An 11,167-nucleotide genomic window follows, 5' to 3' on the forward strand; every position below is an offset into this window, starting at 1 on the left:
CAGGCTCAGGGTGCCGGCACCCGGGCCAGCAGCTCCTGCACCAGGCGTTCGCCATCCCAGCCTTCAGCGGTGGCTTCGTAGCTGGGCAGCACGCGATGGCGCAGCACGTCGGCAGCAACCGCACGCACGTCATCGGGGGTGACGAAATCGCGGCCGGCCAGCCAGGCGCGCGCGCGCGCACAGCGTTCCAGCGCGATGGAACCGCGCGGGCTGGCGCCCCATGCAATGCGGCGGCCAAGGCCAGCGTCATAGCGCGACGGATCACGCGAGGCCAGCACCAGCTCGATCAGGTAGCGTTCCAGCGCCGGCGCCATGTGCAGGTCCAGCACTTCGCGGCGGGCATCGAACACATCCTGCATCGGCAGCTTTTCCGGCGCTTGTGCGGCTTCGCCCAACGCACCACGGGCGCGCTCGCGAGCCAGGCGCAGGATCTCCGATTCGGCGGCCTGGTCCGGGTAGCCGATGCGCACATGCATCAGGAAACGGTCCAACTGCGCTTCCGGCAGCGGGAAGGTGCCTTCCTGCTCGATCGGGTTCTGCGTGGCCATCACCAGGAACAGCGGCGGCAGCGCGTAGGTGTGGCGGCCCACGGTGACCTGGCGCTCGCCCATCGCTTCCAGCAGTGCCGACTGCACCTTGGCTGGCGCGCGGTTGATTTCATCGGCCAGCAGGATCGGATGGAAGATCGGGCCGGGTACGAATTCGAAGCGGCCTTCCTGCGGGCGCCAGATCTCGGTGCCGGTCAGGTCGGCCGGCAACAGGTCCGGGGTGAACTGCACGCGGGCGAAGTCGGCCTCCAGGCGCGAGGCCAGCGCGCGGATCGCCGTGGTCTTGGCCAGGCCCGGAGCGCCTTCCACCAGCAGGTGGCCATCGGCCAGCAGCGCGATCAGCAGGCGTTCGACCAGCGCGGCCTGGCCGACGATCTCGGCCGACAATGCGTCGCGCAGCTGGCTGAAAGCGGCATGCAGGCGGGAGGTGGCCGGCGCGGACGGCGGCGAGACGGTTTCGGGCATCGGCGGTGGCAGGTTCATGGGGGCCTTTGACCGGCGCGGGACGGCACGGGTTCCCGACATCATCGCAGGGTGCCCTGCGAATGGCATCAAGAACGGCTGAACGGCCCATCCACGCATGGCGTGGATCTACTGGACATGGGCGGCGTGGATCTACGGGCGGAAACGCAGAAGGGCCGCGCAGGGCGGCCCTTCTGCGTTTCGCGGAGGCGCGGGCTCAGTTCTGCTTGGCCACGCGCAGCACCTTCGGGGTCACGAACACCAGCAGCTCGGCCTTGTCCTTGTTGCGGCCGCGCTTCTTGAACAGGTTGCCCAGGAACGGCACGTCGCCCAGGAACGGCACCTTGCTGATGCTGCTGCGGTCGGTGAACTCGTACACACCACCGATGACCACGGTCTGCCCATCCTCAACCAGCACCGCGGTGTTGACCTCACGGCGGTTGATCGACGGTACCGTGCCGTAGCCCTGCAGTTCGATCAGGCGGTCAACTTCGTCCTTCTTCACCTGCATGTTGAGGAACACGCGGTTGTCGTTGGTGATGGTCGGGGTCACCCGCAGTTCCAGCACCACTTCCTTGAACTGCACGTTCGGGGTGGAACCGGCGCCACCGGCAGCACCGGTGCCACTGATGGTGACGTAGCCGATTTCCTTGCCCTGCTTGATCATCGCCTCGCGCTGGTTGGTGGTGACCACGCGCGGGTTGGAGATCACCTCACCCCGCGACTCTTCCTGCATGGCCGACAGCTCCACGTCCAGCAGGTAGCCTGCGTTGAGGATCGACAGCGCCAGCGAACCCGGATTGCTGGCCGTAGCCACCGGCAGGTTCCAGTTCAGGCCACGCTTGATGGTCGGGCCGCTGGGAACCGGCGCCGGGCCGACGCTGCCACCGGCCTGCCACTCACGGACCGCCTTGGCGTTGGCCAGTGCGGTATCGACCTGCGACTTGCGGGTTTCCTCGTTGGCAGCGAGGCTGCCGCTGAAGTACACGTTGTCGCGGCTGCCGCTGATGCCGAACTTCGCACCCAGCTCGCGGGCGAAGGTGTCGGTCGCGATGACGATGCGGCTTTCGATCAGCACCTGGTCGACCGGGCGGTCGATCACGCTGATCAGCTCGCGCATGCGCGCGATCTTCTTCGGAATGTCGCTGATCATCAGCGTGTTGGTGCGCTCGTCGGCGACGATGCGGCCCCGCCCGGACAGGAAGCCACTCTCCTCCTGCGACGAGCCGCCACCACCGCCATTGCCGCCACCACTGCCGCCACCGATGCCCTTGGCCTCGGTCAGCGCTTTGAAGATCTGCGTGGCGCTGTGGTAGTTGATCTGGACGTAATCGGTGACCAGGTCTTCGCGGTTCTCGATGGCGATGCGCGCGTCTTCTTTCTCCTGCTCGAACTTGGCCAGCTCAGCCTGCGGAGCGACCCAGATCACGCTGCCATCGCGACGCTTGTCCAGGCCCTTGGCACGCAGCACGATGTCCAGCGCCTGGTCCCACGGCACGTTGACCAGGCGCAGGGTCACATTGCCCTGTACCGAATCGGAAGCCACCACGTTGAGATTGGATTCCTCGGCGATCAACTGCAGCACGGTGCGCACCGGCACGTCCTGGAAGTTGAAGGTCACCGGCTTGCCGGTGAAACCGCGCTGACCAACAGCCTTGGCAGCCTGGGTGACGCTGCCGGCGGTGACTGCACCGACAGCGGCCGGCGCCTGCCGCGGGCTGATCTCCACCACGTACTCGTTGCCACTCTGGTAGGCCAGCGACTCCACCGCGCCACCGGTGCTCAGCACCAGCTGGGTACCGGCACCGGACGGCTTGGCGTCGATGCGCTGCACCGGCGTAGCGAAGTCGATGACGTTCATCGGCTTCTGCAGGTTGGCCGGCAGTCGGGCGTTACCGACATCGACCACCACGCTGTTGCCCTGCGTACGCAGGTCCGGAACCGCGCCCTGGCCGTCGAACTGGACGATCAGGCGCCCGGCGCCATCATCGCCGCGCTTGAAATCGATCTTGGCCACCGACAGGCCGGCCGGCGCTGCCGCCGGTGCCACGGTGGCGCCCACCGGCTTTTCCGCCGGTGCGGCGGCCAGCGCCGGAGCGCAGGCCAGCATCAGCGCGACTCCCAACGCGCTGACACGGTTCAAGGTAAAGCGCCGGATGGGACGCAGCCCCTTGGCTTGGTGAAAGGTCATCGTGCTATCCCCAGTAAACGATCATTGATCTTCAAGCGAGAGCGTTGCCGGCCGTTCCAGCCAGCCGCCCGCGCCATCCGGCACCAGTTCGATCAGCTCCACGTGGTCTTCGAAGACCGCCGTGACCCGCCCGTCGCTCTGCCCCAGGTAGCCGCCCGGGCGTACCCGGTAGGTCACCTTGTCCGGCCCCATCACCAGCGCCACGGTGGCGGCGCCGGTGCCGATGGTGCCGACCATGTCCAGTGCGTCCAGCGGGAAGCCTTCCAGCGGCTCCTTGCGCCGGTTCGGATCCGGACGCAATCCGCCATTCCCCTGCTGCGGATTGGTCCAGGCATCGGTGAACGGGTCGCGCAGACCCTGTGCGGAGTATTCGAAGGTTTCGAACTGCTGCATCACCGGCAGCGGCTCCAGCGGCTGTGCCGGTCGCGCACGCTCGCCTTCCACCCACTTTTCAAGATTCGGCGCATCACCCGGCGTGCTGGTCACATCGCGGCCGCACGCGGCCAGCATCAGCACGACGGCAGCCATCCCACAACGCGCAAAGAGGGAACGGATCACTTCTTCTCCTCCTTGCCGGCGTCAGCCGCCTGCTGTGCCTGCACCTCGGTCTCATCCAGATAGCGGTAGGTCTTGACCGTGCCGGACAGCTCCAGCGCACCACTGCGGGCGTTGCCGCTGGTCTTGTCCTTGGGCTTGAGGTTGATGTCGTGCATGGTCAGGATGACCACGCGCGGCAGCGACGCCACGCCACTGACGAAGGCACCGAACTGGTGGTAACTGCCCACCATGCGCAGCTTGATCGGCTTCTCGGCGTAGAACTCCTTGACCTGCTCCTGCTCCGGCTCGAACAGCTCGTTGGTCAGGCCGCTGGACAGCGCAGTCTGCGAGATGTCGATGATCAGGTCCGGCATTTCGGTCTTGCTGGGCAGCTGCCGCAGCATCTGCTGCAGCACCTGTTCCATCTGTGCCAGCTGCTGCTTCAGCGGCGCCAGGTTCACCGCACGCTCCTGCTGCTTGGTGAACTCCGAACGCAGCTCGACTTCCTTCGATTCCAGGCCGGCCAGTTCCTCGCGCTTGCCACTGATCAGCAGCATCCACGCCACGAACATGATCACCAGCGCCAACAGCGAGCAGAAGACGATCTTGGCCTTCTGCGGCCAGTTGCCGATGTCGTTGAAATCCAGGTTCTTCAGATCGATTTTCTGGCTCATGCGCGATCCCCCTGCAGCGGGGCGTTGAAGGCCTGCGGCGGCTGCGCCAGGCGGCTGCCCTCGGGCTTCGGCGCAGGCTTTGCAGCCGGGGCTGCCGGCTGGTTCGGCGTAGCCGGGGCCGGGGTGACAGCAGGTGCGTTGACCGGCGCGGCGGCGGGTGCGGGTGCAGCCGGTGCAGCAGCGGGCTGGCCTGCGGCCGGTGCAGCAGGTGCCGCTGCATCCGGGCCGGCTGCAAGCGGTGCCACTGCGGGCGGAGCCGGCGTTGCCACCGAACCATCGGCGTTGAGGCCTGGCGTACCGGCCACTTCCTCACTCTGTGCCGGCAGCTTCACCTTGACCACGAACACATAGGGCAGCGCCTTGATGTCGGCCAGCGGGCCCACCTTGCCGTCCTTGTCCTTCTCGGGATCACGTGCTTCGATGATCGACAGTTCCGGGTTGGTCATCCAACCGGAGGTCTCCAGATTGCGCATGTACGCCGAAACACGGGCATTGGACTGGGTACGGCCTTCCAGGGTCAGCACGTCGCCTTCCTGCTTCAGCGCGGTCAGCACCAGGCCATCGGGAATCGTGCGCACCAGCGCATCGAACAGGTGCACCATCTGCGAGCGCTTGGCCTGCAGTTCCTCGATCACCTTCTTGCGGGCCAGCAGGCGTTCCTTCTGCGCGTCGAGGCGGTCGATCTCCTTGTTCTGTTCCTTGACCTTCTCGATCTCGGCTTCCAGATAGGCGTTGCGGTCCATCTGGCCGCTCACCTGGCGGTCGTAGTAGAACCAGATCACCAGCGACAGCAGCAGGCCACCGATCGCGGCCATGCCCAGCATTGCGTAGAACTCGCGCTGGCGTTGCTTGCGCCGCTCGGCGCGCCAGGGCAATAGATTGATGCGTGCCATCAGTCGAAGCTCCTCAGCGCCAGACCGGTTGCGATCATCAGCGCGGGGGCATCCTGGGCCAGCGCATGCGCGTTCACCTTCGGCCCCAGGGTCATCTGCGCCAGCGGGTTGGCGACCACGGTCGGCACGCCCAGCTGCTCCTCGACCATTTCCGGCAGACCGCCCAGCACGGCGCAGCCACCGGCCAGCACGATGTGATCAACGCGGTTGAACTCGCTGCCTGCGTAGAAGAACTGCAGCAGGCGGCTGATCTGCTGGACCGTGGCTTCCTTGAACGGCTCCAGCACTTCCATCTCGTAGCTTTCCGGCAGCCCGCCCTGGCGCTTGGCCAGGCCGGCTTCCTCGTAGCTCAGGCCGTAGCGGCGCATGATCTCGTCGGTCAGCTGCTTGCCACCGAACACCTGTTCGCGGCTGTACAGGCTGCGGCCGCCACGCAGGACATTGAGGGTGGTCATGGTGGCACCGATGTCGACCAGCGCGACCACACCCTCGATGGATACCGGCAGCTCGCTGGCAACCAGGGCATAGGCGTTCTCGACCGCGAAGGCCTCCACGTCCATCACCTTGGCCTGCAGGCCACCCAGCTCCAGCGCCGACTGGCGCAGTTCCACGTTCTCCGAGCGCGACGCGGCCAGCAGCACCTGGACCATCTCCGGGTTGTTCGGGATCGCCCCGATCACCTCGAAGTCCAGGTTCACTTCCTCGATCGGATACGGAATGTAGTTGACCGCTTCCAGCTCGATCTGGGCTTCCATGTCGTTCTCGTCGAGCTCGGCCGGCATCGGGATCACCTTGGTGATCACCGCCGAACCGGCGACGGCGGCAGCGGCCAGCTTGGCCTTGCTCCCCGAGCGGTTCATCGCGCGGCGGATGGCCTCACCCACGGCCTCCACTTCCACGATGTTCTTCTCCACCACCGCATTCGGCGGAAGAGGTTCCACAGCGTAATGTTCCACACGAAAACGATTGCCACTGCGGGACAGCTGCAAAAGCTTTACCGCAGTCGAACTGATGTCGACGCCTACAAGCGGCGACTGACTTTTTGGGATGAGCCCCACGGTTTCTCCCCTGCCGACGGGCACTTGGACGCAAGACCTGCGCCCGAGCATTAATAACGTATTCTTAGCAAATGGCAACGGCCCTGCTGTGAAGTCCCTCACGGATTCACCATGCAGCCCCTGACTGTTCCCCTTGCGCTCCCCGGTGCCGACCCCAGCCGCCACCTTGCGTAATCTATACTCTGCGACCACGAAATTCGCAATCGGAATCTGAACCCGATGACTCGACTCCGCCGCTGGCTGCGCTGGATCTTCCTGATTGTCCTGGTCCTGGCGCTGATCGGCGCGGCCGCCGTGGGCGGTCTGTACTACGCCGTGTCCTCCAAGCTTCCCGACGTGCAGACCCTGCGCGACGTGGAAATGCAGGAGCCCATGTACGTCTATGCCGCCGACGGCAAGCTGATGGCGGTGTTCGGCGAGACCCGCCGTACCCCCATCACCATGAAGGACGTGCCCGAGCGCCTGAAGCAGGCGTTCCTGGCCACCGAGGATGCCCGCTTCTACGAGCATGGCGGTGTGGACTACATGGGCATCGGCCGTGCGGTGTGGCTGCTGGCCACCACCAACGACAAGCGCGTGCCGGGTGGCTCCACCATCACCCAGCAGGTGGCCCGCCAGTTCTTCCTCAGCTCCGAGTACAGCTACACCCGCAAGCTGGCAGAGATCCTGCTGGCGCGGAAGATCGAGTCCGAGCTGAGCAAGGACGAGATCTTCGAGCTGTACCTGAACAAGAGTTTCTTCGGCAACCGCGCCTACGGCGTGGCCGCCGCCGCCGAGTTCTACTACGGCAAGAAGCTGAACGAGCTGGACCTGGATGAAATGGCCTCGCTGGCCGGCATCCCCAAGTTCCCGTCTTCGGGCAACCCGATCTCCAACCCGGAACGTGCCCGCCAGCGCCGCGACAACTACGTGCTGCAGCGCATGGCCGACCTGAAGTTCGTCAGCCAGGCCGAGGCCGATGCGGCCAAGGCCGTGCCGATGCACGCCACCGCGCATGAACCGCCGGTGCAGGTCGATGCCCCCTACGTGGCCGAGCTGGTGCGCCAGGAAATGATCGCCCGCTTCGGCGGCGATGTGGTCAACAAGGGTTACCACGTCACCACCACCATCGATGCCACCCTGCAGACCGCCGCCAACCAGTCGGTGCGCGACGGCCTGCTGCTGTACGACCACCGCCACGGCTGGCACGGCGTGGAGAAGCAGGTGCAGGTGGGTGCCGGCGAAGACGCCGCTGCCCTGGCCGAGCACCTGCGTGGCATGTACGGCCAGGCCGGCCTGCTGCCGGCCATCGTCGCCAGCACCGGCGCCGATGGCAGCGCAACAGTGGTGCTGGCAAACCGCAGCGAGATCGTGCTGCCGGCCGGCGCCGCCAAGTGGACCAACAAGACCCCGGGCAAGCTGGTGCAGCGCGGCGACATCGTGCGCGTGCGCGCCGGTGCCAAGGAAGGTGAGTGGCTGCTGGACCAGATCCCGCGCGGCCAGTCCGCACTGGTCTCGCTGGATGCCCACAACGGCGCGTTGAAGGCGCTGGTGGGTGGCTTCAGCTTCTCCGGCAACAAGTTCAACCGCGCTACCCAGGCCCGTCGCCAGCCGGGTTCGAGCTTCAAGCCGTTCGTCTACGCCGCCGCCTTCGACAAGGGTTACAACCCGGCCTCGATCGTGCTCGACGCCCCGGTCGTGTTCCGCGACCGCCGCGGCAAGACCTGGGCCCCGCAGAACGACGGTGGCGGCTTCCGCGGCCCGATGCGCCTGCGTGAAGCGCTGGTGCAGTCGCGCAACCTGGTCTCGGTGCGCCTGCTCGATGGCATGGGCGTGGACTACGCGCGCAAGTACATCAGCGAGTTTGGCTTCGCCGAATCGGAGCTGCCGCCGAACCTGTCGATGTCGCTGGGTACCGCCTCGCTGACGCCGCTGTCGGTGGCGCGCGGCTACGCCGTGTTCGCCAACGGCGGCTCGCGCGTGGACACCTGGCTGATCGACCAGGTCAACGACCGCGACGGCAACCTGGTGTTCAAGGAAAACCCGGCACTGGCCTGCCGCGACTGCGCCGGCAGCAGTGACCAGCCGGTCAACCAGGTGGTCGACGGTTTCAACTTTGGCGCCCCGGCCCCGAAGGTGGACCCGGCTGCGGCGGCCAAGGCCGAAGCCAAGGTCGAAACCCCGGCGGCACCGGCCAACCCGGATGCCCGCACCGCCCCGCGCGCGATCGATGCCCGCACCGCCTACCAGCTGGTGTCGATGATGCGCGACGTGGTCCAGCGCGGTACCGGCGTGCAGGCCAAGGTGCTCGGCCGCGAGGACGTGGGCGGCAAGACCGGCTCCACCAACGACCACCGCGACGCCTGGTTCTCCGGCTTCGGCGGGCCGTACGTGACCACCGTGTGGGTGGGCCGCGACGACTTCCGCTCGCTGGGTTACCGCGAATACGGTGGCAAGGCCGCCCTGCCGATCTGGATCGACTACATGCGCACCGCGCTGAAGGACACCCCGATCGCGCAGAACGACCCGCCCAGCGGCATGGTCCAGGCCACCCTCAACGGCGCGACCGAGTGGGTGAAGGTGGAAGACATGGACCGCCTGACCGACTACGACCTGAACCTCAATACGCCGCAGGCCGACGCCGCCGCGTTCGATATCTTCTGAGGAAGGGTTCGGTAGGTGCCGCTCTGGTAGATGCCAACCTTGGTTGGCGCCGATGCCGCTCTGGTAGATGCCAACCTTGGTTGGCACCGATGCGGCTCTGGTAGCTGCCAACCTTGGTTGGCACCGATGCTGCTCTGGTAGATGCCAACCTTGGTTGGCGCCGATGCCGGCCCGGTAGTTGCCAACCTTGGTTGGCGCCCTGTGCCGACCAAGGTCGGCATCTACCAAAGCGTGGGTGGGGCCAACCTTGGTCGGCACCGATGCGCCTCTGGCAGCCGCCAACCTTGGTTGGCGCCGATGCCGCCCCGGTAGTTGCCAACCTTGGTTGGCGCCCCGTGCCGACCAAGGTCGGCACCCACCAAAGCAGTTGCATCCGCCATACCCACGCAGATGTCACATCCGTGCGCTAGTCTGTAGCCAGGTCGCAACAGGGAGTCATCGCATGCATCGCGCCCGTCAGCATGCTGCCAGCCAGACCCGCGAGCGGCGCCACCGCCTCGCCCACGAAGCCGCCCGCCTGATGGCCGAAGGCGGCATCCGCGACTACCACCAGGCCAAGTTGAAGGCCGCCAGCCGGCTCGGCATCCACGACGATGCCTCCCTGCCCCGCAATACCGAGATCGAAGACGCCCTGCGCGAGTACCAGCGGCTGTTCTCCGGGCCCCAGCACGGCAACGAACTGCAGCGCCGCCGTGAAGCCGCGATGCGTGCGCTGGAGTTCCTGCACGACTTCGCCCCGCGCCTGGCCGGCCCCGTACTGGACGGCACCGCCGACGCCAACAGCCCCGTGCAGCTGCACCTGCACAGTGACGACCCGGAAGCCGTGCATCGCTTCCTGGACGAACACGGCATTCCCGCCGAATCGCGGACGCGCCGCCTGCGCATGGACCGCGAACGCTGCCTGGATGTGCCGGTGTGGGTGTTCAGTGCCGAGGAGCTGACCTTCGACCTGGCGGTGTTGCCGTACGACGCCCTGCGCCAGGCGCCGCTATCACCGGTGGATGAGAAGCCGATGCGGCGCGCGTCGGTGGCGCAGTTGCGGCAGGTGCTGGCCGAGGCGGAGATCACCGCGTATATCGGCGGGTGACGGTAGCGCCGGTCCATGGCCGGCGAGCGCAGCGGTGCCTGCCTTGGGTGGGTGCGGACCGTTGGTCCGCACTGTGCTTCGGGCATTTCGATGGCTGACCGGAGAGCAGTCGAGCATGGCTCGACTCTACAGGGGCGCTGCACCCGTGTTTGGTAGGTGCGGACCGCTGGTCCGCACTGTGCTTCGTGCATTTCGATGGCTGAGCGGAGAGCAGTCGAGCAAGCTCGACTCTACAAAAGCGGTGTTACCTGCTCTGGCAGATGATGCCCATCTTGCTCCCGCTACCAGACAAAACGGGTATCGCGCAGCGGGTCGCTGAGCAGCCGCGGCAACCACGGTGCGGGGGCACGCTGCGGATACTCCCGCATCATCTGTGCGTGCATGGCCTGCAGGTCCCGCAACACCCAGGACTGGTAGTAGATGTCGTTGAACCCATCCGACCAACCACTCTTCACCCGCTCATGCTCGTCTGCCTCCAACGGCGGCATCTGGTCCAGCGGCACCTCCAGGATCGTCGCCAGCGCCGCGTTGATCTGCGCATTCTCCACACCGGCCTGGCGCACGTAGTCCAACCGATCCAGCACCCGCCGGCAATCGTAGGGAAAGCACCCACCTGTGGCCATGATGTAGTCAGCGATGTCCGCCAGCATGTCGGCTTTCAGCCGCCACACCACTTCGCTGTCCATCACCTGCCGTACCCGCATCGTGCGCAGCGTGCTCGCCCGCACCTCCTCCGGCGTAGTGAACGGAGCACCCGGCGTGCTGCCCGAGTGGCGCACCAGCACGATGCGATGGATCGCCTCCCTGGTGACACCCTCGATGCGCAGCGCCGCTGTCTCCGGGTGCACGCGCGGCGTCGGCACGCTCAGCATCCGCCACATGTACCACAGCACCAGCAACAGACCGGCGATGCACAGCCCGCTCATCAGCGTCCACAGATCCAGGTTCCGTGTGTAGTAGCGATAGCGCGCCCGCCAGATGTAGAACGTGCGATAGCTGATGATTCCCTTTACCCATCTGTACATTGCCATCTCCTGGGCAAGGACCCCGGCGCGACGGGGTGGATTACGCGCG

At 66.3% G+C, this 11,167-nt stretch carries 9 protein-coding genes; 2 read left to right on the top strand and 7 right to left on the bottom strand.

Annotated features, from left to right (window positions below; all coding sequences use genetic code 11):
• Positions 1–5 precede the first annotated feature (5 nt).
• The 6 genes from ACSYAO_RS17570 to ACSYAO_RS17595 all read right to left on the bottom strand — a co-directional run bounded on the left by ACSYAO_RS17570 (position 6) and on the right by ACSYAO_RS17595 (position 6,363).
• On the bottom strand, positions 6–1,031 hold the full coding sequence (locus ACSYAO_RS17570; RefSeq protein ID WP_032127852.1) for an AAA family ATPase: 1,026 nt from the start codon (positions 1,029–1,031) through the stop codon (positions 6–8).
• A gap of 196 nt (positions 1,032–1,227) precedes the next feature.
• Positions 1,228–3,201 (bottom strand): type IV pilus secretin PilQ, encoded by a 1,974-nt coding sequence (locus tag ACSYAO_RS17575; RefSeq protein WP_049400745.1) that lies wholly within the window; start codon positions 3,199–3,201, stop codon positions 1,228–1,230.
• Positions 3,202–3,222: 21 nt separating this feature from the next.
• On the bottom strand, positions 3,223–3,729 hold the full coding sequence (locus ACSYAO_RS17580) for a pilus assembly protein PilP (protein WP_010484064.1): 507 nt from the start codon (positions 3,727–3,729) through the stop codon (positions 3,223–3,225).
• A 26-nt stretch (positions 3,730–3,755) separates the two neighbouring features.
• Positions 3,756–4,412 carry a type 4a pilus biogenesis protein PilO gene (locus ACSYAO_RS17585; RefSeq protein WP_049400744.1) on the bottom strand — a complete coding sequence of 219 codons (657 nt, stop codon included), beginning with the start codon at positions 4,410–4,412 and terminating at the stop codon, positions 3,756–3,758.
• Positions 4,409–5,305 (bottom strand): PilN domain-containing protein, encoded by an 897-nt coding sequence (locus ACSYAO_RS17590; RefSeq protein WP_049461749.1) that lies wholly within the window; start codon positions 5,303–5,305, stop codon positions 4,409–4,411. Before ACSYAO_RS17590 ends, ACSYAO_RS17585 begins: the two co-directional genes overlap by 4 nt.
• Positions 5,305–6,363, bottom strand: a complete 1,059-nt coding sequence (locus ACSYAO_RS17595) for a pilus assembly protein PilM (protein ID WP_010484061.1) — start codon at positions 6,361–6,363, stop codon at positions 5,305–5,307. The genes ACSYAO_RS17590 and ACSYAO_RS17595 overlap by 1 nt, the downstream gene beginning before the upstream one ends.
• A gap of 219 nt (positions 6,364–6,582) precedes the next feature.
• On the opposite strand from ACSYAO_RS17595, the gene ACSYAO_RS17600 reads away from it, so the two are divergent.
• Together ACSYAO_RS17600 and ACSYAO_RS17605 are read left to right on the top strand one after the other, a co-directional pair.
• Entirely contained in the window at positions 6,583–9,006 is a 2,424-nt protein-coding gene (locus ACSYAO_RS17600) for a penicillin-binding protein 1A (RefSeq protein ID WP_049461748.1), read from the top strand.
• A gap of 442 nt (positions 9,007–9,448) precedes the next feature.
• Positions 9,449–10,093 carry a hypothetical protein gene (locus ACSYAO_RS17605; RefSeq protein WP_049461747.1) on the top strand — a complete coding sequence of 215 codons (645 nt, stop codon included), beginning with the start codon at positions 9,449–9,451 and terminating at the stop codon, positions 10,091–10,093.
• A gap of 281 nt (positions 10,094–10,374) precedes the next feature.
• On the opposite strand, the gene ACSYAO_RS17610 is transcribed toward ACSYAO_RS17605, so the two are convergent.
• On the bottom strand, positions 10,375–11,118 hold the full coding sequence (locus ACSYAO_RS17610) for a hypothetical protein (protein WP_049461746.1): 744 nt from the start codon (positions 11,116–11,118) through the stop codon (positions 10,375–10,377).
• Positions 11,119–11,167 lie beyond the last annotated feature (49 nt).

The sequence above is a fragment of the Stenotrophomonas sp. STK16_22 genome, assembly GCF_051984505.1.
GTDB classification, from domain to species: domain Bacteria; phylum Pseudomonadota; class Gammaproteobacteria; order Xanthomonadales; family Xanthomonadaceae; genus Stenotrophomonas; species Stenotrophomonas maltophilia_A.

Excerpts from the sequence above, each read along its gene's own strand:
- ACSYAO_RS17570 (WP_032127852.1), bottom strand. The coding sequence starts at position 1,031 with ATGAACCTGCCACCGCCGATGCCCGAAACCGTCTCGCCGCCGTCCGCG.
- ACSYAO_RS17575 (WP_049400745.1), bottom strand. The coding sequence starts at position 3,201 with ATGACCTTTCACCAAGCCAAGGGGCTGCGTCCCATCCGGCGCTTTACC.
- ACSYAO_RS17580 (WP_010484064.1), bottom strand. The coding sequence starts at position 3,729 with ATGGCTGCCGTCGTGCTGATGCTGGCCGCGTGCGGCCGCGATGTGACC.
- ACSYAO_RS17585 (WP_049400744.1), bottom strand. The coding sequence starts at position 4,412 with ATGAGCCAGAAAATCGATCTGAAGAACCTGGATTTCAACGACATCGGC.
- ACSYAO_RS17590 (WP_049461749.1), bottom strand. The coding sequence starts at position 5,305 with ATGGCACGCATCAATCTATTGCCCTGGCGCGCCGAGCGGCGCAAGCAA.
- ACSYAO_RS17600 (WP_049461748.1), top strand. The coding sequence starts at position 6,583 with ATGACTCGACTCCGCCGCTGGCTGCGCTGGATCTTCCTGATTGTCCTG.
- ACSYAO_RS17605 (WP_049461747.1), top strand. The coding sequence starts at position 9,449 with ATGCATCGCGCCCGTCAGCATGCTGCCAGCCAGACCCGCGAGCGGCGC.
- ACSYAO_RS17610 (WP_049461746.1), bottom strand. The coding sequence starts at position 11,118 with ATGTACAGATGGGTAAAGGGAATCATCAGCTATCGCACGTTCTACATC.